This is a genomic window from Bordetella petrii (genome assembly GCF_000067205.1).
GTDB lineage: Bacteria > Pseudomonadota > Gammaproteobacteria > Burkholderiales > Burkholderiaceae_B > Bordetella_A > Bordetella_A petrii.
The window spans coordinates 3829533-3854545 of the sequence record NC_010170.1 but is presented as its reverse complement, the minus strand read 5'-3'; the positions used below and the strand labels follow the sequence as shown (position 1 = coordinate 3854545).

20 protein-coding genes are annotated in these 25013 nt (G+C 68.1%); 15 read left to right on the top strand and 5 right to left on the bottom strand.

The window, feature by feature from the left end:
• Nucleotides 1-39: 39 nt before the first annotated feature.
• Nucleotides 40-678 carry a uracil phosphoribosyltransferase gene (gene upp, locus BPET_RS18495; RefSeq protein ID WP_012250543.1) on the top strand — a complete coding sequence of 213 codons (639 nt, stop codon included), beginning with the start codon at nucleotides 40-42 and terminating at the stop codon, nucleotides 676-678.
• A 23-nt stretch (nucleotides 679-701) separates the two neighbouring features.
• On the opposite strand, the gene cysG is transcribed toward upp, so the two are convergent.
• Both cysG and BPET_RS18485 read right to left on the bottom strand, forming a co-directional pair.
• Nucleotides 702-2126 (bottom strand): siroheme synthase CysG, encoded by a 1425-nt coding sequence (gene cysG, locus BPET_RS18490; RefSeq protein WP_012250542.1) that lies wholly within the window; start codon nucleotides 2124-2126, stop codon nucleotides 702-704.
• Nucleotides 2127-2229: 103 nt separating this feature from the next.
• The gene (locus BPET_RS18485; protein WP_050978258.1) at nucleotides 2230-2844 is read right to left on the bottom strand and encodes an ANTAR domain-containing response regulator; all 615 of its coding nucleotides are present in this window, start codon (nucleotides 2842-2844) and stop codon (nucleotides 2230-2232) included.
• Between the two features lie 297 nt (nucleotides 2845-3141).
• Between BPET_RS18485 and nirB the strand changes: the two genes are divergently transcribed.
• From nirB to BPET_RS18450, 7 genes are all read left to right on the top strand, one after another.
• Nucleotides 3142-5580 carry a nitrite reductase large subunit NirB gene (gene nirB / locus BPET_RS18480; protein WP_012250539.1) on the top strand — a complete coding sequence of 813 codons (2439 nt, stop codon included), beginning with the start codon at nucleotides 3142-3144 and terminating at the stop codon, nucleotides 5578-5580.
• Between the two features lie 7 nt (nucleotides 5581-5587).
• A complete protein-coding gene (gene nirD / locus BPET_RS18475) occupies nucleotides 5588-5923 on the top strand; it encodes a nitrite reductase small subunit NirD (RefSeq protein ID WP_012250538.1) in 336 nt (111 codons plus the stop codon).
• Nucleotides 5920-8667, top strand: a complete 2748-nt coding sequence (locus BPET_RS18470; RefSeq protein WP_012250537.1) for a nitrate reductase — start codon at nucleotides 5920-5922, stop codon at nucleotides 8665-8667. Before nirD ends, BPET_RS18470 begins: the two co-directional genes overlap by 4 nt.
• 196 nt (nucleotides 8668-8863) lie before the next feature.
• Nucleotides 8864-9589, top strand: coding sequence for a hypothetical protein (locus tag BPET_RS18465; protein WP_012250536.1), 726 nt, complete (start codon nucleotides 8864-8866; stop codon nucleotides 9587-9589).
• A gap of 82 nt (nucleotides 9590-9671) precedes the next feature.
• Nucleotides 9672-9989, top strand: coding sequence for a DUF883 family protein (locus tag BPET_RS18460; RefSeq protein ID WP_012250535.1), 318 nt, complete (start codon nucleotides 9672-9674; stop codon nucleotides 9987-9989).
• A 43-nt stretch (nucleotides 9990-10032) separates the two neighbouring features.
• Nucleotides 10033-10452, top strand: a complete 420-nt coding sequence (locus BPET_RS18455; protein ID WP_012250534.1) for a phage holin family protein — start codon at nucleotides 10033-10035, stop codon at nucleotides 10450-10452.
• A gap of 4 nt (nucleotides 10453-10456) precedes the next feature.
• The gene (locus BPET_RS18450; RefSeq protein WP_012250533.1) at nucleotides 10457-10831 is read left to right on the top strand and encodes a hypothetical protein; all 375 of its coding nucleotides are present in this window, start codon (nucleotides 10457-10459) and stop codon (nucleotides 10829-10831) included.
• Here BPET_RS18450 and ubiD read toward each other — a convergent pair whose 3' ends face one another.
• The gene (gene ubiD, locus BPET_RS18445) at nucleotides 10832-12376 is read right to left on the bottom strand and encodes a 4-hydroxy-3-polyprenylbenzoate decarboxylase (protein WP_012250532.1); all 1545 of its coding nucleotides are present in this window, start codon (nucleotides 12374-12376) and stop codon (nucleotides 10832-10834) included. It lies immediately after the preceding gene.
• 83 nt (nucleotides 12377-12459) lie between these two features.
• On the opposite strand from ubiD, the gene BPET_RS18440 reads away from it, so the two are divergent.
• Nucleotides 12460-13296, top strand: coding sequence for a lytic transglycosylase domain-containing protein (locus BPET_RS18440; RefSeq protein ID WP_012250531.1), 837 nt, complete (start codon nucleotides 12460-12462; stop codon nucleotides 13294-13296).
• 1009 nt (nucleotides 13297-14305) lie between these two features.
• Here the strand turns inward: BPET_RS18440 and BPET_RS18435 are convergent.
• On the bottom strand, nucleotides 14306-15460 hold the full coding sequence (locus BPET_RS18435; RefSeq protein ID WP_012250529.1) for a pyridoxal phosphate-dependent aminotransferase: 1155 nt from the start codon (nucleotides 15458-15460) through the stop codon (nucleotides 14306-14308).
• A gap of 31 nt (nucleotides 15461-15491) precedes the next feature.
• Here BPET_RS18435 and BPET_RS18430 point away from each other — a divergent pair, with 31 nt between their 5' ends.
• The 4 genes from BPET_RS18430 to BPET_RS18415 all read left to right on the top strand — a co-directional run bounded on the left by BPET_RS18430 (nucleotide 15492) and on the right by BPET_RS18415 (nucleotide 20992).
• On the top strand, nucleotides 15492-16373 hold the full coding sequence (locus tag BPET_RS18430; protein ID WP_012250528.1) for a hypothetical protein: 882 nt from the start codon (nucleotides 15492-15494) through the stop codon (nucleotides 16371-16373).
• Between the two features lie 659 nt (nucleotides 16374-17032).
• Complete coding sequence (locus BPET_RS18425; RefSeq protein ID WP_012250527.1) at nucleotides 17033-19321, top strand: NADP-dependent malic enzyme; 2289 nt, start codon at nucleotides 17033-17035, stop codon at nucleotides 19319-19321.
• A 46-nt stretch (nucleotides 19322-19367) separates the two neighbouring features.
• Nucleotides 19368-20531, top strand: coding sequence for a patatin-like phospholipase family protein (locus BPET_RS18420; RefSeq protein ID WP_085970269.1), 1164 nt, complete (start codon nucleotides 19368-19370; stop codon nucleotides 20529-20531).
• Nucleotides 20528-20992, top strand: a complete 465-nt coding sequence (locus BPET_RS18415) for a barstar family protein (protein WP_012250525.1) — start codon at nucleotides 20528-20530, stop codon at nucleotides 20990-20992. Before BPET_RS18420 ends, BPET_RS18415 begins: the two co-directional genes overlap by 4 nt.
• Nucleotides 20993-21026: 34 nt before the next feature.
• Here BPET_RS18415 and BPET_RS18410 read toward each other — a convergent pair whose 3' ends face one another.
• Nucleotides 21027-21758, bottom strand: coding sequence for a 16S rRNA (uracil(1498)-N(3))-methyltransferase (locus BPET_RS18410; RefSeq protein ID WP_012250524.1), 732 nt, complete (start codon nucleotides 21756-21758; stop codon nucleotides 21027-21029).
• 192 nt (nucleotides 21759-21950) lie between these two features.
• Between BPET_RS18410 and tkt the strand changes: the two genes are divergently transcribed.
• Together tkt and gap are read left to right on the top strand one after the other, a co-directional pair.
• A complete protein-coding gene (tkt, locus tag BPET_RS18405; RefSeq protein ID WP_012250523.1) occupies nucleotides 21951-23987 on the top strand; it encodes a transketolase in 2037 nt (678 codons plus the stop codon).
• Nucleotides 23988-24001: 14 nt separating this feature from the next.
• Nucleotides 24002-25012, top strand: coding sequence for a type I glyceraldehyde-3-phosphate dehydrogenase (gene gap / locus BPET_RS18400; protein ID WP_012250522.1), 1011 nt, complete (start codon nucleotides 24002-24004; stop codon nucleotides 25010-25012).
• Nucleotide 25013: the final 1 nt, after the last annotated feature.

Genomic DNA, 25013 nt, shown 5'->3' with positions numbered 1-25013 from the left:
GCCGACGCGCGCCGCCTGTTTGTCTGGAGACCCCCGCACATGCCCGTGCACGAAATCCGCCATCCGCTGATCCGCCACAAGCTCGGCATCATGCGCCGCGCCGACCTCAGCACCAAGAGTTTTCGCGAACTTTCCCAGGAAGTCGGCGCGCTGCTGACCTACGAGGCGTCCAAAGACCTGCCGCTGGCCGAGTCCACGGTCGAAGGCTGGTGCGGCACGGTCACGGTCGAGAAAATCGCCGGCAAGAAAGTCACGGTGGTGCCCATCCTGCGCGCGGGCATCGGCATGCTCGACGGCGTGCTCAGCCTGATCCCGGGCGCCAAGGTCAGCGTGGTGGGCGTGGCCCGCAACGAAGAAACCCTGCAGGCGCATACCTACCTTGAGCGCCTGGTGGGCGAACTCGACCAGCGGCTGGCGCTGATCGTCGACCCCATGCTGGCCACGGGCGGCTCGATGCTGGCCACCATCGACATGCTCAAGCGCGCCGGCTGCCGCGAGATCCGCGCGCTGGTGCTGGTGGCCGCGCCGGTGGGCATCAAGGCCGTGCTCGACCGGCATCCCGACGTGCATATCTACACGGCGTCCATTGACGACGGCCTGAACGAGAACGGCTACATCATGCCGGGCCTGGGCGACGCCGGCGACCGCATCTTCGGCACCAAGCAAAAGGCCGAATAACGGCCGGGCCGGCCGCTCGTGGGTCAGGCGGCCAGGGCGGCGGGGGCGGGGCGCTGGCCTTCCAGGTGCGCGCCGAACCAGTGCAGTTCGCGCGCCAGCCCGGCCACCTCGCCCACGATCAGCAGCGCCGGGGCGCGCACGCCATGGCTGCGCGCCACGGCGGCCAGGTCGGCCAGGCGCCCGCTGACCACCCGCTGTTCGGGCCGGCTGCCGTTCTCGATCAGGGCAAACGGCGTGGCGCCCGAACGGCCATGGGCGATCAACCGCGCCGACAGGGTTTCCAACTGCCCTACGCCCATATAGAAGGCCAGCGTCTGGTGCTCGCGGGCCAGGCCGGCCCAGTCGAGCGTGTCTTCGTCTTCGCGGCAGTGCGCGGTGACCAGGCGGACCGACTGCGCGTGGTCGCGGTGCGTCAGCGGAATGCCGGCGTAGGCCGCGCAGGCCAGTGCCGCCGTGATGCCGGGCACCACTTCATAGCGCACGCCATGGGCGCGCAGGTATTCCAGTTCTTCGCCGCCGCGCCCGAAGATGAAGGCGTCGCCGCCTTTCAGGCGCACCACGCGGCGGCCGGCGCGCGCATGCTCGACCAGCAGCGCATGGATGCGCGCCTGGGTGGCGTCGTGGTCTTCGCCGGGGCGCTTGCCTACCGCCACGCGGTCGGCGTCGCGCCGCGCCAGCGCCAGCACCGCCGGGCTGACCAGCCGGTCGTACAAAATGACATCGGCCTCGTTCAGCGCCCGCAGTGCCTTCAGTGTCAGCAGGCCCGGGTCGCCGGGGCCCGCGCCCACCAGCACCACGCTGCCGGCGCCATCGTCTTGCGGCGCCTGCAAGGCGGTTTCCAGCAGGCGTTCGGCTTCTTCGGGCCGTTGCTGGCGCAGCAGGGCGGCCACGGGGCCGTCGAGCAGCCAGTCGTAGAACTTGCGGCGTTGTTTCAGGTCGGGTCGGCGTTCGCGGATGCGCGGCCGGTGGCGCGCGGCCAGGGCGGCCAGCGCGCCCAGCGAATGATCGAACAGCGACTCCACTTTTTCGCGCAGCCGACGCGCCAGCACCGGCGCCACCCCCGAAGACGAGATGGCGACCACCAGCGGTGAACGGTCGACGATGGACGGCACCTGGAACGACGACAGCTCGGCGTCGTCGACCACGTTGCTGAAAATGCGGCGCGCCTGCGCGGCCTGCGAGACCGCCGCGTTGACGGCGCGGTCGTCGGTGGCGGCCACGACCAGCCACGCGTCGTCGAGCCAGTCGGGGCGGAACTCGCCCTGCAGCGCATGGATGCGTCCCTGTGCGGCCAGCAGGGCCAGTTCGGGCGTCAGCGCGGGCGCGCCCACGCGCACGTCGGCCGAAGCCTCGAGCAGCAACTGCACTTTGCGCGCGGCGATCTCGCCGCCGCCCACGACCAGTACGCGGCGGCCCTGCAGATCGGCAAATAGGGGAAAAAGCTTCATGAAAATCAGCCTGGCGGGCGAACCCGCGGTAGTCAGTCGATCATAGGGACACCAATACATCCCTACAACTTTTGATTTATTGGATTGATATAGCGATAAGTGATTAGGAGCTCTCCGCGACCAGCGCGACGCGCCCGCCGGGCGCTCCGTGCGCGCCGTGGATCAGGGCGCGCGCCACTTCGCCCAGCCGGCGCTGGCTCTGCATGGCGCGCTGGCGCAACAGGCGGTGCGCCTGCTCTTCGGACAGGCCGCCCCGTTGCATGAGCAGCTCCTTGGCCTGTTCGACCATCTGCCGGTCGGCCAGGCGCCGGCGCGCGTCGGCCAGTTCGACGCGGCGGGTCCGCTCGATGGCGCCGCGCTCGATGGCCACCTCCAGCAGCGACGGGATACGCTCGGGCGGCACAAGGCCCACCACATAAGCAGCGACCCCGGCCTGCAGGGCGGCCCGCATGGCGGCGCGGCTGCCGTCTTCGGCGAACACCACGACCGGGCGCGCGCTGCTCTCGCTGGCCGCGCAGATGTCTTCCAGGGTGCCGCGCGCGGCGGCGCTGGCGTCGGTCAGCACCGCATCGGGGCCCGCCAGGGAGATGGCGCCGGCCAGGTCCGGGCCTGCCTGCGCGGTGCGCTCGGCGGCCACCCGCACGCCGGCCGCGGCCAGCGCGCGGCGCAAGCACGCCGCGTTGTCGTTCCTGTCGCTCAGTAGCATGACCTTCAGCATGATGGCTCCTGTTCAACCCTGGATATGCAATATCCATGCCATCGGCGGCGCCGGCGCGCGGGCCGGCGCGCGGGGCGCGGCTGCCCATCGGCGGGGCGCAAGGCACGTAAATGGTGCGCCGCGCAATGCGGCGCGCACCAAGTTGGATCGCCGCCGGTGCGCCGGCATGGCGAATGCTCGGGGGCGGCAATTGGCATGATGTTTGCTTGATGAACAACGGTAGCCAACGGCGGCTGCCGGCCGCTTCGTCCGCCCCCGCCGGCTGGCGCGCGGACGATAAGCAAGACGAGAGGCATCATGGAAAAGAAACTGAAGCTGGTGATGGTGGGCAATGGCATGGCCGGCGTGCGCACGCTGGAAGAACTGCTCAAGCTGGCGCCGGACATGTACGACATCACCGTGTTCGGCTCGGAGCCCTATCCCAACTACAACCGCATTCTGCTGTCGCCGGTGCTGACCGGGGAACAGACCCTGCAGGACATCGTGCTCAACGACGTGGACTGGTACCGTTCGAACGGTATCGACCTGCGCATGAATTGCCGGGTAGAGCGCATCAACCGCGCGCGCCGCATCGTGATTGGCGAGGACGGCAGCGAAGTGCCGTATGACCGCCTGCTGCTGGCCACCGGGTCGAATCCGTTCATTCTGCCGGTGCCCGGCAATGACCTGGACGGCGTGGTCACGTTCCGCGATATCCGCGACGTGAACCTGATGATCGAGGCCGCCCGCACGCACAAGCGCGCGGTCGTGATCGGCGGCGGCCTGCTGGGGCTGGAAGCCGCCAGCGGCCTGGCCGCGCGTGGCATGGACGTGTCGGTGGTGCACCTGGGCTCGAGCCTGCTCGACCGCCAGCTCGACCCCCAGGCCGCGTTGCTGTTGCAGCGTAGCCTGGAGGCGCGCGGCCTGAAGTTCTTGATGCCGCGCCAGACCGAGGCGCTGCTGGGCAACGAGCAGGGCCGCGTGCGCGCGCTGCGCTTTGCCGGCGGCGAAGAGGTCGAGGCCGACCTGGTGGTGATGGCGGTGGGTATCCGCCCCAACACCGAACTGGCCGAAAGCTGCGGGCTGTACGTCAATCGCGGCGTGGTGGTCAGCGACACGCTGCAGACCTATGATCCGCTGATCTATGCGGTGGGCGAATGCGTCAGCCACCGCGGCACGGCCTACGGCCTGGTGGCGCCGCTGTTCGAACAGGCCAAGGTGGCGGCCAATCACCTGGCCATGCACGGCATCGGCCGCTACGAAGGCAGCGTCACCTCGACCAAGCTGAAGGTGACCGGCATCGACGTGTTCTCGGCCGGCGAGTTCCTGGGCGGGCAGGGCACCGAAGAAATCACCCTGGCCGATCCGGTGGGCGGCGTGTACAAGAAGCTGGTGCTGAAAGACGACAAGCTGGTCGGCGCCTGCCTGTATGGCGACACGGCCGACGGCGCCTGGTACTTCCGGCTGATTCGCGAAGGCAAGCGCATCGACGAGTTGCGCGACCAGTTGATGTTCGGCGAAAGCGCCATCGGCGGCGACACCGGCCACGCCGGCGAGAACCGTGCCATTGGCATGGCCGACAGCGCCGAAGTCTGCGGCTGCAACGGCGTGTGCAAGGGCACTATCGTCAAGGCCATCCGCGAAAAAGGCCTGTTCACCGTCGACGAGATCAAGAAACATACCAAGGCTGCCAGCTCGTGCGGTTCGTGCACCGGGCTGGTCGAGCAGATCCTGATCAACTGTGTGGGGGGCGCGGCCGACGTCAAGCCCAAGTCGGAGAAGGCCGTGTGCGGCTGCACCGACCTGACGCATGGCGAAGTGCGCAAGGCCATCCGCCAGCATCACCTGACCACCATTCCCGACGCCATGCATTTCATGGAGTGGCGCACGCCCGATGGCTGCGCCACCTGCCGTCCGGCGCTGAACTACTACCTGCTGTCCACCTGGCCCGGCGAGGCGCGCGACGACGGCCAGTCGCGCCTGGCCAACGAACGCATGCACGCCAATATCCAGAAAGACGGCACCTACTCGGTGGTGCCCCGCATGTGGGGCGGCGTGACGAATCCGTCGGAACTGCGCCGCATCGCCGACGTGGCCGACAAATACGCTATTCCGCTGGTGAAGGTTACTGGCGGCCAGCGCATCGACCTGCTGGGCGTGAAGAAAGACGATCTTCCCAAGGTGTGGGCCGACCTGGACATGCCCTCGGGGCATGCCTACGGCAAGAGCCTGCGCACGGTGAAGACCTGCGTGGGCAGCGAATACTGCCGCTTCGGCACACAGGATTCCACCGCCATGGGCATCGCGCTGGAAAAAGACCTGTTTGGCATGTGGAGCCCGCACAAGGTCAAGCTGGCGGTCTCGGGCTGCCCGCGCAACTGCGCCGAATCCGGCATCAAGGACATCGGCATCATCGCCGTGGACTCGGGCTGGGAGCTGTATGTGGGCGGCAACGGCGGCATCAAGACCGAAGTGGCGCAGTTCTTCGCCAAGGTGAAAACCGCGGAAGAAGTGCTGGAGTACAGCGGCGCGTTCCTGCAGCTGTACCGCGAAGAAGCCTTCTACCTGGAGCGCACGGTGCACTACCTGGCGCGCGTCGGACTCGAGCACGCCAAGGCTCGCGTTGTCGACGACGCGGCCAACCGGGCCGAACTCTATGCGCGCCTGAAATTCGCGCTGTCGTTCGAGGCCGACCCCTGGCAGGAGCGCCGCGAAGCCGCGCCCGCCGCCCGTGAATTCCAATCCCTGACAGTGTGAGACCCTGATGTCGCAAGCCGCTACCTGCCAATGGCACAGCATCTGCCATATCGACGAAATTCCGCCGCTGGGCGCGCGCGTGGTGCAGCGCCCGGGCCAGGACAACGTCGCCGTGTTCCGCACCAGCGATAACAAGGTCTTTGCCGTGGTCGACCGCTGCCCGCACAAGGGCGGCCCGCTGTCGGCCGGCCTGGTGCACGGCCATTCGGTGGCCTGCCCGCTGCATGGCTGGGTGATGGATCTGGCCAGCGGCCAGGCCCAGGCGCCCGACGAGGGTTGCGTGCAGACCTTGCCGATAAAGGTCGACGGCGACGCGGTGTACCTGGGCCTGGACGAAAGTTGAAGACCCACCCTCGAAGCGCCGCCGGAGATGCGGCCGCACCCGTTGTCATCCCGGGCGAGGAACGCGAGCGAACCGTAGCGTCGGTCTGTTGTTATTGCGGCACCGGTTGCGGCGTGCGCGTGACGGCGCGGGCCGGCCGCGTGGTGGCCGTGGCGGGCGACCCCGGCCACCCGTCCAATGGGGGCAAGCTGTGCAGCAAGGGGCTGGCGCTGGCCGACACCGTGCGCAACGACGCGGCGCGCGTGCTGCGGGCCGAGTGGCGCCCCGAGCGCGGCCGCGAACGCGCGCCGGTGGCCCTGAACGACGCGCTGGACCTGGCCGCCGGCCGGCTGGCCGCCGCCATCGGCATGCATGGTCCCGACTCGGTGGGGTTTTATCTGTCGGGCCAGTTGCTCACCGAGGACTACGCGGTTTTCAACAAGCTGGCGCGCGCGCTGGTGGGCACCAACAATATCGACACCAATTCGCGGCTATGCATGTCCAGCGCGGTGTCGGGCTATAAGCTGACGCTGGGCGCCGATGCGCCGCCGGCCTGCTACGAAGACCTGGAACTGGCCGACACCGTGCTGATTGCCGGTTCCAACATGGCCTATGCGCATCCCGTGCTGTTCCGCCGGCTGGAAGCCGCCAAGGCGGCGCGCCCCGCGATGAAGATCGTGGTGGTAGACCCGCGCCGCACGGACACCGCCGCGCTGGCCGACCTGCACCTGCCTATCGTGCCCGGCACCGACGTCGCGCTGTTTCACGCCATGCTGAACGTCATGGTGTGGGAAGACCTGGTCGACCCCGCGTACATCGCGGCGCACACGGCGGGCTTTGCCGATTTGAAGGCGCGGGTGCATGAGTTCACGCCGCGCGCGGCGCAGGATGTCTGCGGCGTGCCGGCGGCCGACATCGTGCAGGCGGCGCGCTGGTTTGGCCAGGCGGGCGCCGCCCTGTCGCTGTACACCATGGGGCTGAATCAGTCGAGCAGCGGCACGGCCAAGAACGGGGCGCTGATCAACCTGCACCTGGCTACCGGGCAGATCGGCCGGCCGGGCGCGGGGCCTTTTTCGCTGACCGGCCAGCCCAATGCCATGGGCGGGCGCGAAGCGGGTGGCATGGCCACATTGCTGCCCGGCCACCGCGATCCGGGCACGCCGGCGCACCGCCAGGAAGTGGCTGCACTGTGGGGCGTGGACAGCCTGCCCGCCGCGCCCGGCAAGCCGGCGCTGGAAATGTTCGATGCCGTGCTGGATGGCCGCATCAAGGTTCTGTGGATCGCCGCCACCAACCCGGCCCAGTCGCTGCCCGAACAGGCGAAGGTGCGCGCCGCCTTGCAGAAGGCCGAATTCGTCATCGTGCAAGAGGCCTATGCCGGCACCGAGACGCTGGCTTATGCCGACCTGGTGCTGCCGGCCGCTACCTGGCCCGAGAAGTCGGGCACGGCTACGAACTCCGAGCGCCGCATCAGCCGCGTGCGCGCGGCCATCGAGCCGCCCGGCGATGCCCGGCCCGATTGGCAACTGGCCGCCGAGGCGGCGCGCCGGCTGGCGCGGCTGGTGGCGCCGGAAAAAGCGGCCCTGTTCGATTATCCCGACGAAAGCGCCGTGTTCGCCGAACACGCGCGCATGACCGCCGGGCGCGACCTGGATTACAGCGCCGTGGACTACGCCCTGCTGGAGCGCGAGGGGCCGGTGCAATGGCCGTACCGGCCCGGCACGGCCACGCCTCGCTTGTATGCCGACGGGCGGTTCGCCACCGCCGACGGCCGCGCGCGCTTTTACGACACCGGCTATACGCCTGTGGCCGAACCGGTGTCGGCGCCGTACCCGCTGCGCCTGACCACCGGCCGCCTGCGCGACCACTGGCACACCCTGGCGCGCACCGGCCTGGCCCCGGCCCTGACCCGCCACGTCGAAGAGCCCTGGCTGTCGCTGCACCCGTTCGACCTGGAACGCCTGAAGCTCGCGCCGGGCACCCTGGCGCGAGTGCGCTCGCGGCGCGGGGCCATCGTGCTGCCGGTGCGGCCCGACGACACGCTCAAGCCCGGCCATGCCTTTCTGCCCATGCATTGGGGCAGCGCCTACATGGCGGGGTTGGGGGTGAATGCGCTGACCAATCCCTCGCGCGATCCGGTGTCGCGCCAGCCCGAGCTCAAGCATGCCGCCGTGGCTGTGGCGCCGGCGCGCCTGCCATGGCAGGCCATGGGGTGGCTGGCTGGCGACGCGGCCCTGCTGCGCCCCAGCTTGGCGCCGTGGCTGCGGCGCTTTGAATACGCGGCGCTGCTGCCTTGTGCGGCGGGGCCGGGCGTGCGGCTGCGCCTGGCAGCCGACTCGGCGCCGCCGCCGCATGTGGTGGATGCGCTGGCGCGGGCGCTGGGGCTGGAGCACCCCGATGCGGCTTTCGACGACGCCTCGCGCGGGGTGCTGCGGCGCCTGCGACTGGCCGACGGCGAACCGGCCGCCTTCCTGCTGGCTGGCGACGTGCGCGCGCATGATGGGTTGCTGGCGTGGGCCGAGGGCGGGCAGGCGCCGGCCAGCCTGGCCATGCTGCTGATGGGGCGCTCGCAGGCCGCGCCGCGTGGCCGCACCGTGTGCGCCTGCGTCGGCGTCAGTGATCAGGCCATCCGGGCCGGCGCCGAGGCGGGCCTCGATGCCGAGGAGCTGAAAGCCCGCCTGGGCTGCGGTTCCGGTTGTGGCTCCTGCATGCCGGAAGTGCGCCGCCTGGTCGCGCTGCACGCGTCCAGCCCGGCGGGCGCGTAGCCGCTGTCACGGACTTGGGCGGATCTGGGCTGCCAGGTGCAGTGTTATACAAAATGAAACTAAACAATTGTTAATATGTTTCAATGTATCCATTGGTTCGGGCTGTTGTCCGAGGTGGCCCGGCCGTCGGCCGCCCGGTGTAGTATCGAAAAGCCATGCCCCCAAGCATGGCTTTTTTGAGTTTCAGGAGTTCCGGGTGGCGGCACGCTTTTTATCTTGTTTATTCCTGGCGGGCGCGGCCGGCTGGTCGGCCCAGGCGCTGGCCGGCGTGTGCGACGCACGCTTCATGCACGACGGCGGGGCAGTGCAATTGACCGGCTCGGGCAACCTCAGCCTGGGCGCCGACCTGAGCTTTGCCGAGGTCGTGAAAACCAACTCGGCCAATTGCCGCGCGCGCGTGCAGGGCACCGCCAGCTTCAGCTATGCCGGCTTGCCGGCCGGCAAGTCGAAGCTCGACTACCTGATGACCATCAAGAACGGTAAGGCCGAGTTTGTGCGCTATGCCAAGGCGGGCGAAAAACCCGACAACCACGGCCAGTTCGACCTGCGCATGCTGGGGCTGTTCGCCTACGACGGCAAGATTTCCCAGGGCCAGCGCATGCCGGGCGCGGCGTACCGGCTGAACATCGGCAAAGACGCCCCGGTAGGCGGGCAACCCGCCACTGTGGTGCGCATCGGCGAAAAAACCGTGGGCGCGCAGCAGTCGATGGATACCGCGCTGGGCCGCCAGTCATGCTGGCCCATTCATTACACGCGCAATACCGATCCGACGCTGGCGACCTTCCAGGGCATCACCCTTCCCATTCCCGGCATGAACACCACCGTCACCGATTGGTATTGTCCGGCGGTGAACCTGGTCATGCGCCAGGACATCGACCAGGCCGGCGTGAAATCGGCGGTGGAGATTACGCAAATCAAGTAGCAGTCGGTAGCAGCGCGGCTACGATTTTGCCTTGCGCCACTGGTATGATGGATACGTCACCGACACATCAACAGGAGCCTTTATGACCACCCGACGATCCGAGGAAGTCGCCAAAGAAAAACTCATCGACAGCGTCAAAAGCAGCCTGAATGATGCGGAAAACCTGCTGCGCGAGGCGGCCTCCAGTTCTGGCGACAAGGCCACCGAATTGCGCGACCGCGCCATGGCCTCGCTCAAGCGCACCCGCGAAGCGCTGTACGACGCGCAAGATGCCGTGCTGGAGCGCGGCCGCAAGGCGGCGCGCGCCACCGACGACTACGTGCACGACAATCCCTGGCAAGCCATTGGCATCGCGGGCGTGACCGGCCTGCTGCTGGGCCTGCTGATCGCTCGCCGCTAAGGGCGCGGGGCCGGACGCTCGTCGGCCGGCCCGCTCTTTGCTCATGGGCTTGCGCAGATCCGTATTCGGCGTGGCAGGCAGCCTGGTCGGGCTGCTGCGTACGCGCCTGGAATTGTTCGCCTTGGAGGCCGCCGAAGAAAAGGCGCGGCTGATCAAGTTGCTGGGCATGGCGTTCGCCGCCTTGCTGTTCCTGACCCTGGCGGTGCTGGTGTTCACCGTTACCATCGCGGTGGCGTTCTGGCCCACCGAAGACCGCTACCTGGCCCTGGGCCTGCTGGCGGCCCTGTACGCCGTGATCGGCGTCGGCTTGCTGCTGCTGCTGCGGCACGAGCTGGTGTCCGGCCCTGTGCCGTTTGCGGCCACCTTCGAAGAACTGGGCCGCGATGCCGACCTGCTCGACAGCGTGCATGCCGCCCGCGCCGAACAAGACGCCCTGGCCGAACGCCAGCGCGACGAGGGCTGACCCCATGTCCAACAAACGCTCGCAGGCCGTCGACCGGGCAGTGCGCATCGAATTGCTGCGCGCCCGCGCGGCCATCGAACGCGAGTCGCTGGCGCACGACATCGCCTCGGCCAGCCGCTCGCTCGAGCCGCGCAACCTGCTCAAGCGATGGCTGCCGGGGCTCGCGCGCGGCAATGTATCGCAACTGCTGTGGCAGGGCGTATCGCTGGCGCGCCGCTATCCGTTCATCAGCTCCACCGTGTCTGCCCTGATCATGGGGCGCGGCAAGCGGTCGCGGCTGCTGCGCCTGGCCGGCGGCGCGTTGCTGGGCTGGCAGGTGTACAAGGCCTGGCGCGGCACGTCCGATGCCGATTCCCGCGCCGAGCCGCCCGCCCGCTGATCACAACCCCAGTTCGCCCCACATTGCATCCACGCGCTGCTTGACGGCGTCGTCCATGGCAATGGGGCGGCCCCATTCGCGGTCGGTTTCGCCCGGCCACTTGTTGGTGGCGTCCATGCCCATTTTGCCGCCCAGGCCCGACACCGGCGAGGCGAAATCCAGATAATCGATGGGCGTGCGTTCCACCAGCACCGTGTCGCGCACCGGGTCCATGCGGGTGGTAATGGCCCACACCACCTCGTTCCAGTTGCGCGGGTCGATGTCGTCGTCGACCACCACGATGAACTTCGTGTACATGAATTGGCGCAGCACGCTCCACAGGCCGAACATCACCCGCTTGGCATGGCCGGCATACTGCTTGCGGATCGACACTACCGCCAGCCGGTAGCTGCAGCCTTCGGGCGGCAGGTAGAAGTCGACAATTTCCGGCAGTTGCCGGCGCAGCAGGGGCACGAACACTTCGTTCAGCGCCACGCCGAGCACGGCGGGCTCATCGGGCGGCTTGCCGGTGTAGGTGGAGTGGTACACCGGATCGCGCCGCATGGTGATGCGGTCTACCGTGAACACGGGGAACCAGTCCTGCTCGTTGTAGTAGCCAGTGTGATCGCCGTACGGCCCTTCCAGCGCCATTTCGTAGCCGGTGTCCGGCGGCGGCGGCGCGCCCTCGGGCACGACCGGCGCCACGGCGCGCGGGTCGTTCGCCGGCAGCAGGTGGCCTTCCAGCACGATCTCGGCCCAGGCGGGCACCGACAGGTCGCTGCCCAACGCCTGGCCGACTTCGGTGCGCGAGCCGCGCAACAGGCCGGCGAACTGGTATTCGGACAGGCTGTCGGGCACCGGGGTCACGGCCCCCAGAATGGTGGCGGGGTCGGCGCCCAGCGCCACCGCCACCGGGAAAGGCGTGCCCGGATGCGCGCGCGCGTGTTCGCGGAAGTCCAGCGCGCCGCCCCGGTGCGACAGCCAGCGCATGATCAGCTTGTTCGGCGCGATGGGCTGCTGGCGGTAGATGCCCAGGTTCTGCCGGCGCGCGTTGGGGCCGCGCGTGATGACCAGGCCCCAGGTCAACAGCGGCGCCACGTCGCCCGGCCAGCAGGTCTGGATGGGCAGTCGCGCCAGGTCGACGTCGGCGCCTTCCCAGACGATTTCCTGGCAGGCCGGGCCGCGCACGCGTTTCGGCGCCATGTCCCACAGCGCCGACTTCAGCATGGCGACCTTGCCCAGCGCGTCGCGCAGGCCGCGCGGCGCCTCCGGCTCGCGCAGCGAGGCCAGCAGTTCGCCGGTGTCGCGCAGCGCGCTGACCTCGTCGGCCCCCATGCCCCAGGCCACGCGGCGCGGTGTGCCGAACAGGTTGGCCAGCACCGGCATGGCGGCCCGCGCGCCATTGTGGACGGCATGCTCGAACAGCAGGGCGGGGCCTTGCGCGCGCAGCACGCGGTCGGCAATCTCGGTCATTTCAAGATGTGTCGACACAGGCGTAGCAATGCGTTTGAGCTCGCCACGCAGTTCCAATTGCTGCAAAAAGTCTCTAAGGTCGCGGTATTTCACTACAGATCCCGGTCAATTCGTTACATTTTTGGGGTTGAACAAAGGTTAACATCCAGACCTTCTTTTCCACGCAGGAGGTCTCCATGCCCGATGCGTCAGTGGCAGGCCTGTTTCGCCAGGCTGCCCAAGGAGTGCACCACCATCTTGCCGAATGGCTGCGCATTTGCTGTACCTACCTGGGTATCGCGGTGATCGTCACGGTAAGCATGGGCTTCGCCCTGCCCGGTTTGCGCGACCAGGCACTGCAGGTGCACAAAGCCTTGTTGACCGCCTTAGCGCCCACCTCTGTGTCGTCCGGTCCGTTTGCGGATTCGGGCTACGACCCCGCCTATGACACCCCTTCCGCGGTAGCCATGGCGATTCCGGCTGCGCCGGCCAGCAATGCCACCGGCTTTCTGGGCCCGCTGCGCAGCGACCTGCCGCCCGCCCCACCCAAGAGGAAGGCGCGCAGCACCGTGTCGGGGCCGCAGATCGAAGCGTTGCGCAACTATATCTCGCGTAAGTACCGCGTGGCTTACGACGCGACCGCCGTGCTCGTGAATACGGTGTACAAGGTCGCGCGCGAAAAAGAGCTGGATCCGCTGCTATTGCTGGCGGTGATTGCCATCGAATCCCGCTACAACCCGTTTGCCGAAAGTTCGGTGGGCGCGCAAGGCCTGATGCAGGTCATGACGCGCGTGCACCAGGATAAATTCGACAAGCTGGGCGATGGCATGAACAACCCGCTGGACCCGATTGCCAATATCCGCGTGGGCACCACCATCCTGCGCGACTGCATCGACCGCCGCGGCTCCGTCGAGGGCGGCCTGGCCTGCTATGTGGGCGCCACCGGCCCCAGCGACGGCGGCTACGGGGCCAAAGTGCAGGCTGAGCGCCGGCGGCTGGCGCTGGCTGCCGGGATTGCGTTGGCGCGGGAGTAGGTTTTCTTCTGGCGTCGGCGGGGTGTGCGGTGACCGCCTTGGCTTCACGGTGCCGTTCCGGGCGCCTCGCGCGCCCGGGCCCGGCCCCGAGGCGCCGCGGCACTCACCGCACACCCCGCCGACTCGAACCCGTAGTCAACCGCCATGCTGCCGGGGGCAGCGGAGTTCTTGCGTGCTTGGCCGCGGTGGTTTGACAGGAAAAAAACCGTACGGGGCCGGCTATCCACGCCGCCCCGCGCGGCGTGGATAGCCATTCGGTTCGCTAGCGTGCGTATACCGGGTAGTCCAGGCATGGCTGCGTATGCCGAGCATTCCATGTATGGGCGCGTATGCCGAGTATTGCAGGTATTCCAGGTGTCAGGCTCCCGTCAGGGTGCCTGACACCGTACTGTGGGGACAGCCGTTGCACACAGCGGGGTCAGGCACCTGCGGAGCCTGACCCCTGGGCGACGTAAGTCATCGTCTTTGGAATCCAGAGTGCGTACGAATATTCCAGGCATGGGTACTTATGCCGAGCATTCCATGTATGGGTGCTTATGCCGAGTATTGCAGGTATTCCAGGTGTCAGGCTCCCGTGAGGGTGCCTGACACCGTGCTGTGGAGACAGCCGTTGCACACAGCGGCGTCAGGCACCTGCGTGAAGTGACCCCTGGGCGACATAAGTCATCGCCATCGGCATGACGCTGCCTGAATGGCCATCGGCGCCGCGCAGGGCGGCGCCGATGGACGGCCCCGCAATGTTTTCCTCCACCAGCAAAACCGCGGCCAAGCATGCAAGAACTCAGTCGGTCCCGCAGGCGCGACAGCGGATCTTTGGTACGAGTCGGCGTGGGGGGGCGTGAGTGCCGCGGCGCCTCGGGGCCGGGCCCGGGCGCGCGGGGCGCCCGGACGGCACCGTGAAGCCAAGGCGCTCACGCCCCCCCACCGACGTCAATAGAACCCCCCCACCGCGCGCGCAACCCAGCAACCCCGCGCAACCGCGCACGAACCACATGCCGCCGGCCGCGGCTTACAACACCGCCTTCATTCTCCGAACGGCTTCTTCCAGCCGATCCAGCCCGGTCGCATACGACACCCGCAGCGTGTGGTGGCCATGCGCGGGGCCGAAGTCCAGGCCGGGAACGGCCGCCACGCCGGCTTCGTGCAGCAGCCGGTGCGACAGCGCGGCGCTGTCCATGCCAAGCGCCGCGATGTCGGCGTAGATATAGAACGCGCCGTCCGGCTTGACCGGCACATGCAGGCCCAGCTGCTCGAATTCGGGCAGCAGGTAGTCGCGGCGCTGCTTGAAGGCGTCACGGCGGTGCTCGTAGATTTTCAGCGTGTCGGGCGCGAAGCAGGCCAGCGCGGCGTGCTGCGCCAGGGTGGGGGCGCAGATGGCCAGGCTGGCCGCCATTTTCTCGATGGGGCCGGCCAGCCGCTGCGGCACGATCATCCAGCCCAGCCGCCAGCCGGTCATGTGAAAGTACTTGGAAAAGCTGTTGATGACGATGACATCGTCGTCCAGCGTCAGGGCCGAGCGCGGCTGGCCCTCGTAGCTGAGTCCCAGGTAGATTTCGTCGACGATGGCGAAGCCCCGGCGTTCGCGCACCGCGTGCAGCAGCGCGGCCAGCTCATCGCGCGCGATGCAGGTGCCGGTAGGGTTGCTGGGCGATGCCACCAGCACGCCGCGGGTGGCGTCGGTCCAGTGGTCGCGCACGTTTTGCGCCGACAACTGGAAGCGCTGCGCGGCGCTGCTGGGAATCAGACGCGGACGGCCGCCGGCGGCCAGGATGAAGTTGCTGTTGGCCGGGTAGGACGGGTCGGGCATCAGTACCTCGGCGCCGGAATCGACCAGCGCCGCGCAGGCCAGCGACAACGCGCCCGAGGCCCCGGCGGTGACGATGACGCGCGACGGATCGACGGCGGCGCCGAATTCTGTTGCGTAGAATCGGGCGATGGCCTCGCGCAGCGCGGTCAGCCCGGCCGGGGCGCTGTAGCCGCTGAGCCCGGCCTGCGCCGCGCGCTCCAGCGCTTCCACCACCTGCGGGGGCGCGGTAAAGTCCGGTTCGCCGATGCCCAGGCTGATGATGTCCCGGCCCGCCGCCTGCAGCGCCTGCGCTTCTTTGAAGAGTTCGACGACGTGGAAGGTCAGGAAGTCCTGGGCGCGTGAGGCAAGGCGCGGCATGATGGTTCTCGAAACGAAAAAGGAATTGTAGATGCAGCCATCGCGGCGCGCATTTTTGTTCGGCCGGCGCGTGCCCCGCACGCCGTGGGAGACTTTCCGGCAGCGCCTGGAACGCGCGGCGCAGGGGCCGGTGCACGAACTCGAAGCCGGCCCGGCGGGCCGGGCCCGCCTGGTGCCGGCGCGCATTGAAGACGTACGCCACGCACGCGCGCTGTGCGTAGAGTATGGCGTCGCCTTGCTGCTCGATGGCGGGGCCGATGCCGCAGGCCTGGCGGGCCGTCCGGTGCTGCAAGTCGACCCCTGCGGCCTGGACAGCCTGGCGCCCGGCCCGCGGGCAGGCCAGTGGCTTGCCGGGCCCGGCTGCACGATGCAGACGCTGGCGGATGCAGGGCTGGAACAGTTCCGCGATGCGCCAGCCGGCACCACCCTGGCCGCGTGGCTGGCCGGCCCCCAGGCCTGGCTGCCGGGCGCCACGGCCGCCAGCGGACTGCTGGAGATCGACGTGTTACTGTCCGACGGCACGGCCGAAACCCTGGGGCCGTTTGGTCAGGCCGACCTGCGCCCGCTGCGCTCGGCCACGGTGCAACGGCTGGTGCCGGCGCTCTTCCAGGTGTCGACTTCGCCCGACGCCGCCGCCTGCCGCCAGCATTTTGCTTGGCCGTGTCGCTTCCGGCTGGACGCCTTGCTGCCCGAGCCGCCCGCCGATGTGAATCTGGCGCAATTGCTGCTGGGGCAGGGCGGGGCGCTGGCCTGGGTGGAAGGGGCCCTGCTGGAGCCGCGCGCACAGGTGGCCGCCACGCCGGACGCCGAACCACGCCTCGCCGCGATGCCTGCCGAACTGGCTGCCGCCGCGCGCCGGCTGGCAGCGCGCGTAAAAGATGCGTTCGACCCCCTGGACCTCTACGCGCCGTGAAAGGCCGTCCCCAGCCGCTGGAGCCCTGATCAAGCGCCGTCTTGTTTCCCGCGTTGACTCCCGCGTTGACACGCACGCAGTCCCGCGTTGTCCGGGCATGGGGAGGCGGCGCGTTGGGCGGCGGGGCAGCCTGCGCAGCAGGCCTCGGGCGCCTGCATGCGCCCGAGCCCGACGCACGTGCGCTGCCTCCCCATGCCCGGACAACGCGGGACGGGGCAAGAATGCACTCTGCGCTGGGCGCTATGAAGCACCTCACTTCACCGCGCGATTGACGCCCCTGCTTCATGCTTCGGTGTCTGGCACCTGCGGAGCCAGACACCTGATCCACGCGGAGCCGGGCAGCTGACCTGCGGAGCCAGACACCTGGTCTATGCGGTGCCGGACAGCTGACCTGCGGAGCCAGACACCTGGTCTATGCGGTGCCGGACAGCTGACCTGCGGAGCCAGTCACCTGATCCACGCGGAGCCGGCAGCTGACCCGCGGAACCCGACACCAGCCCTGCAAGGAGCCAAGCGTTTGCCCGACGGATACCTTGACCGCTCAATCAACCGGCCCGCCTGCGCGCCGCCGCGAATTGTAAGTAAGGCGGGAGTAAGATAGTCGCCTCGCTAAGCTAGAATCCTGCACTTTCGTGTACCTACCCGAGTAGCCCAGCCATATGGATGCCAATCTTCGTAAAGCCGCGCTTGAATATCACGAGTCCGGCCGTCCCGGCAAAATCTCTGTCACGCCGACCAAGCAGCTGTCCAACCAGCGCGACCTGGCGCTGGCCTACTCGCCAGGCGTGGCCGCGGCGTGCGAAGAGATCGTCAAGGATCCCGGCAACGCGGTGCGCTACACCGCGCGCGGCAACCTGGTGGGGGTAATCACCAACGGCACCGCCGTGCTGGGCCTGGGCAACATCGGCGCGCTGGCCTCCAAGCCGGTCATGGAAGGCAAGGCCGTGCTGTTCAAGAAGTTCGCCGGCCTGGACGTGTTCGATATCGAGATCAACGAAACCGATCCCGACAAGCTGGTCGAAATCATCGCCGGCCTCGAAGCCACGTTTGGCGGCATCAACCTCGAAGACATCAAGGCGCCCGAGTGCTTCATCGTCGAACGCAAGCTGCGCGAACGCATGAAGATTCCGGTGTTCCACGACGACCAGCACGGCACCGCCATCTGTGTGTCGGCTGCCTTCATCAACGGCCTGAAAGTGGTGGGCAAGTCGCTCGAGAAAATCAAGGTCGTGACCTCGGGCGCGGGCGCCGCGGCGCTGGCCTGCCTGGACCTGATCGTCGACCTCGGCGTGCCGGTAGAAAACATCTGGGTCACCGACATCGAGGGCGTGGTGTACGAGGGCCGCACCGTGCTCATGGACCCCGACAAGGCGCGTTTTGCCCAGAAAACCGACAAGCGCACGCTGGCCGAGGTGATTGAAGGCGCCGACGTGTTCCTGGGCCTGTCGGCCGGCGGCGTGCTCAAGCCCGAAATGGTGGCATCCATGGCCGCCCGCCCGGTCATCCTGGCGCTGGCCAACCCCAATCCCGAAATCCTGCCCGAAGACGCGCATGCCGTGCGTGACGACGTGGTCATGGCCACCGGCCGTTCCGACTACCCGAACCAGGTCAACAACGTCCTGTGCTTCCCGTACATTTTCCGCGGGGCGCTCGATGTGGGCGCCACCACCATCACCCGCGAAATGGAAATGGCGGCGGTCCACGCCATTGCCAAGCTGGCCCAGGAAGAACAGAGCGAAGTCGTGGCCGCGGCGTACGGCACGTATGACATCAGCTTCGGGCCCGAATACCTGATTCCCAAGCCCTTCGACCCGCGCCTGATCACCCGCATCGCGCCCGCGGTGGCCAAGGCCGCCATGGACGGCGGCGTGGCCACGCGGCCGCTGCCCGATCTGCAGGCCTACACTGAGCAACTGCAGCAGTTCGTGTACCACTCGGGCGCGTTCATGAAGCCCCTGTTCACCGCCGCCAAGACTTTCGTGCGCGACGGCGGCAAGGCGCGCGTGGTGTTCACCGAGGGCGAAGACGAGCGCGTGCTGCGCGCCGTGCAGGTGGTGGTCGACGAAGGCCTGGCCAAGCCCATCCTGGTGGGCCGTCCGGCCGTGCTGGCGGCCCGTATCGAAAAATACGGCCTGCGCCTGCGCCTGGGCGAAGACGTCGAAGTCACCAACCCCGAGTACGACGAGCGCTTCCACCGCTACTGGACCACGTACTGGGAAATGATGTGCCGCAGTGGCGTCACCAAGGAAATGGCGCGCGTTGAAATGCGCCGCCGTCTGACCCTGATCGGCGCGATGATGGTGCACCTGGGCGACGCCGACGGCATGATCTGCGGCACGGTCAGTTCGTACGCCGAACACCTGCGCTTTATTGATCAGGTCATTGGCCGGCGGCCCGGCTCGAAGGTGTATGCCGCGATGAACGTGTTGCTGCTCGACGAGCGCATGGTGGCGCTGGTGGACACCCACGTCAACGACGACCCCACCGCCGAGCAGATCGCCGAGTTCACCATCGCCGCGGCCGAAGAAATGACGCGCCTGAATCTGGTGCCCAAGGTCGCGCTGCTGTCGCGCTCGAATTTCGGCACCGGCAGCTCGTCGTCGGGCGCCAAGATGCGCGAAGCGCTGGAACTGGTTCGCCAGGCCGCGCCCGAGCTGGAAATCGACGGCGAAATGCACGGCGATTGCGCGCTCGACGAGGCGCTGCGCCTGCGCATCCTGCCGTCGTCCACCCTGAAGGGCGAGGCCAATCTGCTGGTCTGCCCCAATGTCGACTCAGGCAACATAGCCTACAACCTGCTCAAGACCGCCGCCGGCGGCAATGTGGCGGTAGGTCCGTTCCTGCTGGGCGCCAATGCGCCGGTACACATCCTGACGTCCAGCTCCACCGTCCGCCGCATCGTCAACATGACCGCCCTGGTCGTCGTCGATGCCAACGTCCCAAAGTAGCGCCCCGCCTGCCGCGGGGCAGGGCGGCCCGGCCACCGGGCTGGTCCTGACCGGCGGCGGCGCGCGCGCCGCCTACCAGGTGGGCGTGCTGGGCGCCATTTTCCGCATCCTGGACCCGGCCGAGCGGCCGGGTTTCCATAATCCTTTTCCCATAATCTGCGGCACCTCGGCCGGGGCCATCAACGCCGCCGCCCTGGCCTGCCGCGCCGACCGCCCGCACCTGGCCGCGCGGCGCATCCGCCGGCTATGGGAGTCGCTGGGCACCGACATGGTGTACCGCGCCGACGCGCCCGGGCTGTTCAAGACCGGCGTGCGCTGGCTGGGCCTGCTGGCGCTGGGCTGGATGTTCTCGGGTCTCACGCGCAAGCGGCCCCAGTCGCTGCTGGACAACCGCCCGCTGGCCGACCTGCTTACCCGCGTGCTCGACTTCAGGCACCTGCAGGGCAATCTGCAGCGCGGCCAGTTGTCGTCGCTGGCCATCACGGCCTCGGGGTTCACCAGCGGCGAGCACCTGACGTTCTACCAGTCCAACCACAGCATCGAGCCATGGCGCCGCTCGCTGCGGCGGGCCGTGCCGGCGCGCATCGGCGTCGAGCACCTGATGGCGTCGTCGTCGATCCCGTTCGTGTTTCCCGCACAGGCGGTGGACGTGCATGGGCAGACCGAATGGTGCGGCGACGGCTCGATGCGGCAGCTGGCGCCCATCAGCCCGGCCATCCATCTGGGGGCCGACCGGGTGCTGGTCATCGGCACCGGCTATCGCGACGACACTCACCCCGAAAAGCGCGAGTCGCAGCCACCGTATCCCTCGCTGGCGCAGGTGGGCGGCCATGTGCTGTCCAGCATCTTCCTGGACGGCTTGTCGATGGACATCGAGCGCCTGGAACGCATCAACGACCTGCTCAGCCACGCCACCTACGACCCGGCCGACGGCACCGGCGTCCGGCGGGTGAACGTTCTGACGCTGACGCCCAGTCAGTCCCTGGATTTGCTTGCGCTCGACTATCTGCAAGAAATGCCTGTCGAAGCCCGTACCCTTTTTCGCGTACTCGGTGTATCGTCCGACCCAGACCGCTCGGGGGGCGGCGCGCTGATGTCGTACCTGCTTTTTGAAAGCGCCTACACCCGACGATTGATCGAACTAGGTTATGCCGATACGATGCGGCGTAGCGAAGAAGTGGTTGGCTTTTTCAAGGAGGGCCAGGCATGACGCGAAATGGCCAGTCTACGCTGCAGCGCCAGCTGAACCGGGGCGGCGCGATCGAACACGACGGCTTGCAAAAAGAAGCCGTAGTCGCGGCTGCGCACGAGCTCGGCCTGGCGTTGCTGGTGGCCGATTGCGACAGGGCGCGCAGCCGCTCGGCGGTGTTGCGCGCCATTGCCAAGGCGGTAGATTTCCCCGAGTATTTCGGCGGCAATCTCGACGCCCTTTACGATTGCCTGTGCGACACCGTGCTCGACCAGAAAATCGGCGTGGTGCTGTGGCTGTACAAGCTGCATTCGGGCGATCCGGCCCTGGAAGAAGACGCCGCCCAGATCGAAACCGTGTGCGCCGACGCCGCCGAATTCGCGCGCGAGAACGGCCGCGTGTTTTCGTTTGTGATCGAGCACGCCGGCAAGCACCCCGATCCCGAGCCCGGCGTTGCCGCCGCGCCCTACGGCGAAGGGTAGTTCTTCAGGTGCCAGGTATCTGGCGCCACTCTTCTTACCACCCCAGCAGCGCCGTTGCCGCCGCCATCAACGCCAGCCCGGCGGTTTCGGTGCGCAGCACGCGCGGCCCGTAGCGCACGGCCTGCACGCCGCGTTCGGCGGCCAGCGCCAGTTCGGCGTCCGACCAGCCTCCTTCGGGCCCCACCAGCAGGCTGAGCTGCCGCAGCCCCGGCTGCGCCGCCAGGGCGTCGGCCAGGCCTTGCCCGGCTTCCGGGTGGCACAGCAGGCGCAGCCCGTCGGCCGGCTGGTCCAGCCAGTCGCGCAGGGTGGCCGGGGCATCCACGGCCATCAGGCGGTTGCGGCCGCATTGTTCCGATGCGGCCTGGGCGATGCGGGCCCAGTGCGCCACGCGTTTTTCCAGGCGCGCGCCCGACAACTGCAGCACGCTGCGCTGCGCCGCGATCGGGCTGACCCGGCTGGCGCCCAGCTCGACGGCTTTTTCCACGACCCAGTCCATCTTGTCGCCGGACGGCAGGCCCTGCACCAGGACGATGCGCCCGGCCAGCTCGGCGTCGCGCGGATCGAAGTCGCCCAGCCGGGCCCAGGCGTCTTTGCCCTCGATTTCGAGTGTGGCCGGGTATTCGCCGCCGCCGCCATTGAACAGCACGATGGCGGCGCCCGCGCGCAGGCGCAGCACGCGCACCGCGTGGTGCGCCAGGGCGGTTGGCAGGGGCAGGCGTACGCCGGGAGACAGCGGTGTGTCGCAGAAAAAACGCGGCAGGGACATGGCGGGCGGGCAGGGCGCGGCAAGGCGCGGAGAACCGGTCAAGCGCGTAGCCTACCATCCGCCCGGCGGGCCGGGGCGCCCGCCGCCCATGGCAGGACCCGGGCATGGCCCGGATGCTAAAATCATGAGCTTCCCAATCTCTCTTAACTGGCCCCGTTTTTTGGGCCGCCAGCGCCTACGAGCCATTTCCGCATGAGCCAATCCACCGCCCAACCCCTAGCCCTGGCGGATGCCATCCGCGTCCTTGCAATGGACGCCGTCCAACAAGCCAACTCGGGGCATCCCGGCGCGCCGATGGGCATGGCGGAAATCGCCCAGGCCCTGTGGCTGGGCCACCTGCGCCACAACCCGGCCGATCCGGCCTGGGCCAACCGCGACCGTTTCGTGCTGTCGAACGGCCACGGCTCGATGCTCATCTACGCGCTGCTGCATCTCAGCGGCTACGACCTGCCCATCGACGAGCTCAAGCAATTCCGCCAGTTGCACTCGCGCACCCCGGGCCACCCCGAAGTCGGCATCACCCCGGGCGTCGAGACCACCACCGGCCCGCTGGGCCAAGGCCTGGCCAACGCGGTCGGCATGGCGCTGGCTGAAGCGCTGCTGGCCGCCGAGTTCAACAAGCCCGGCCTGCCCATCGTCGATCACTACACCTACGCCTTCACCGGCGACGGCTGCCTGATGGAAGGTATCTCGCACGAAGCCTGCTCGCTGGCCGGCACGCTCAAGCTGTCCAAGCTGGTGGTGCTGTACGACGACAACGGCATTTCCATCGACGGCCACGTCGAGCACTGGTTCGGCGAAGACACCGCCACGCGCTTCGAGGGCTACGGCTGGAACGTCATCCGCGAGGTCGACGGCCATGACGTGGCGGCGGTCGATGCCGCCATCGCGCAGGCCCGCGCGCAGTCTGAAAAGCCCACGCTCATCGTCTGCCGCACCATCATCGGCAAGGGCTCGCCCGCCATGGCCGGCACCCATAACGTGCACGGCGCCCCGCTGGGCGCCGAAGAAGTCGCCGCCACGCGCGCGGCGCTGGGCTGGATGGCCGCGCCGTTCGAAATTCCGCAAGCCGTGCGCGAAGGCTGGGATGCCCGCAAGACCGGCGCCGAGGCCCAGGCGGCCTGGCAGGCCGCGTTCGACGCCTACGCCGCAAAATATCCCGCCGAGGCGGCCGAGTTCACGCGCCGCATGAAGGGCGAGCTGCCGGCCGATTTCGCCGCGAAGCTGCAGGCGTTCATTCAGGGCACCGACCAGAAGGCCGAAACCGTGGCCACCCGCAAGGCCTCGCAGTTCGCCATTACCGCGCTGGCCGGGCTGCTGCCCGAGCTGCTGGGCGGCTCGGCCGACCTCACCGGCTCGAACTACACCGACTGGAAGGGCGTGGCGCCCGTGCGCGCCGGCGAGCAGGGCATCCAGTTCGGCCGCCATATCAACTACGGCGTGCGCGAATTCGGCATGGCCGCCATCATGAACGGCGTCGCCCTGCATGGCGGCTACCTGCCGTTCGGCGGCACCTTCCTGACGTTCTCCGACTACTCCCGCAACGCCCTGCGCATGGCGGCGCTCATGAAGCAGCGCGTGGTGCACGTGTTCACGCACGATTCCATCGGCCTGGGCGAAGACGGCCCCACCCACCAGTCCATCGAGCACGCCGCCAGCCTGCGCCTGATTCCCAACCTGTCGGTCTGGCGTCCGTGCGACACCGTCGAAACCGCGGTGGCCTGGGGCGCGGCCGTGTCGCGCCCGGCCAGCATCGGCATGGACGTGCACGATGGCGGCCCCACCGCGCTGCTGCTGTCGCGCCAGAACCTGCCGTTCGTGCCGCGCGACGCCGACACCCTGAAGGCCATTGTCCGCGGTGGTTACGTTCTGCGAGACGCGGACGATGCCCGCGCCGTTATCATCGCCACGGGCTCCGAAGTCGCCATCGCGCTGGCCGCGCAAGAGCAACTGGCCGGGCAGGGCATCGCGGTGCGCGTGGTGTCCATGCCCAGCACCGACGTGTTCGACCGCCAGGACGCCGACTGGAAGCGCGCCGTGCTGCCGCCGGGCCTGCCGCGCGTGGCCGTCGAGGCCGGCACCACCGCGCTGTGGCATAAGTACGTGGGCCTGGAAGGCGCCGTGGTCGGCATCGACCGCTATGGCGAATCCGCGCCCGCGGGGGCTTTGTTCAAGTTCTTCGGTCTGACCGCCGACAAGGTGGCCGAGGCCGTCAAGCAAGTTTTGTAAAAGGAGCTCTAGTCATGACTATTCGCGTCGCCATCAACGGGTACGGTCGCATCGGCCGCAACATCCTGCGCGCCCACTACGAAGCTGGCAAGAAGCACGATATCGAAATCGTGGCCATCAACGATCTGGGCGATCCCAAGACCAACGCGCACCTCACGCGCTACGACACCGCCCACGGCAAGTTCCCGGGCACGGTCGAAGTCGATGGCGACTACATGGTGGTCAATGGCGACAAGATCCGCGTGCTGGCCAACCGCAATCCGGCCGAGCTGCCCTGGGGCGAGCTGAAGGTCGACGTGGTGCTCGAATGCACGGGCTTCTTCACCTCGAAAGAAAAAGCCAGCGCGCACCTGAAGGGCGGCGCCAAGAAAGTCATTATTTCGGCTCCCGGCGGCAAAGATGTCGACGCCACCGTTGTGTACGGCGTCAACCACGGCGTGCTGAAGGCATCCGACACGGTCATCTCGAACGCATCGTGCACCACCAACTGCCTGGCCCCCCTGGTCAAGCCCCTGCACGACAAGCTGGGCCTCGAAAGCGGCCTGATGACCACGGTGCACGCCTACACCAACGACCAGGTCCTCACCGACGTCTACCACGAAGACCTGCGCCGCGCCCGCTCGGCCACCATGAGCATGATCCCCACCAAGACCGGCGCCGCCGCCGCGGTGGGCCTGGTGCTGCCTGAACTGAACGGCAAGCTCGACGGCTTCGCCATCCGCGTGCCCACCATCAACGTGTCCATCGTCGACCTGTCGTTCGTGGCCAAGCGCGAAACCTCGGTCGACGAGGTCAACAGCATCCTGAAGGCGGCTTCCGAAGGCGAGCTCAAGGGCATCCTGAACTACAACACCGAACCCCTGGTGTCGGTCGACTTCAACCACAACCCGGCCTCCAGCACCTACGATTCCACGCTGACCAAGGTGTCGGGCAAGCTGGTCAAGGTGTCGTCCTGGTACGACAACGAGTGGGGCTTCTCGAACCGCATGCTCGACACCACCGTCGCGCTGATGTCGGCCAAGTAAG

Coding starts and splice junctions, on each gene's coding strand:
- nirB (WP_012250539.1), top strand. CDS start 3,142: ATGGAAAAGAAACTGAAGCTGGTGATGGTGGGCAATGGCATGGCCGGC.
- BPET_RS18485 (WP_050978258.1), bottom strand. CDS start 2,844: ATGCTGAAGGTCATGCTACTGAGCGACAGGAACGACAACGCGGCGTGC.
- gap (WP_012250522.1), top strand. CDS start 24,002: ATGACTATTCGCGTCGCCATCAACGGGTACGGTCGCATCGGCCGCAAC.
- nirD (WP_012250538.1), top strand. CDS start 5,588: ATGTCGCAAGCCGCTACCTGCCAATGGCACAGCATCTGCCATATCGAC.
- BPET_RS18430 (WP_012250528.1), top strand. CDS start 15,492: ATGCAGCCATCGCGGCGCGCATTTTTGTTCGGCCGGCGCGTGCCCCGC.
- upp (WP_012250543.1), top strand. CDS start 40: ATGCCCGTGCACGAAATCCGCCATCCGCTGATCCGCCACAAGCTCGGC.
- BPET_RS18435 (WP_012250529.1), bottom strand. CDS start 15,460: ATGCCGCGCCTTGCCTCACGCGCCCAGGACTTCCTGACCTTCCACGTC.
- BPET_RS18415 (WP_012250525.1), top strand. CDS start 20,528: ATGACGCGAAATGGCCAGTCTACGCTGCAGCGCCAGCTGAACCGGGGC.
- BPET_RS18460 (WP_012250535.1), top strand. CDS start 9,672: ATGACCACCCGACGATCCGAGGAAGTCGCCAAAGAAAAACTCATCGAC.
- cysG (WP_012250542.1), bottom strand. CDS start 2,126: ATGAAGCTTTTTCCCCTATTTGCCGATCTGCAGGGCCGCCGCGTACTG.
- BPET_RS18410 (WP_012250524.1), bottom strand. CDS start 21,758: ATGTCCCTGCCGCGTTTTTTCTGCGACACACCGCTGTCTCCCGGCGTA.
- BPET_RS18425 (WP_012250527.1), top strand. CDS start 17,033: ATGGATGCCAATCTTCGTAAAGCCGCGCTTGAATATCACGAGTCCGGC.
- tkt (WP_012250523.1), top strand. CDS start 21,951: ATGAGCCAATCCACCGCCCAACCCCTAGCCCTGGCGGATGCCATCCGC.
- BPET_RS18450 (WP_012250533.1), top strand. CDS start 10,457: ATGTCCAACAAACGCTCGCAGGCCGTCGACCGGGCAGTGCGCATCGAA.
- BPET_RS18440 (WP_012250531.1), top strand. CDS start 12,460: ATGCCCGATGCGTCAGTGGCAGGCCTGTTTCGCCAGGCTGCCCAAGGA.
- BPET_RS18455 (WP_012250534.1), top strand. CDS start 10,033: ATGGGCTTGCGCAGATCCGTATTCGGCGTGGCAGGCAGCCTGGTCGGG.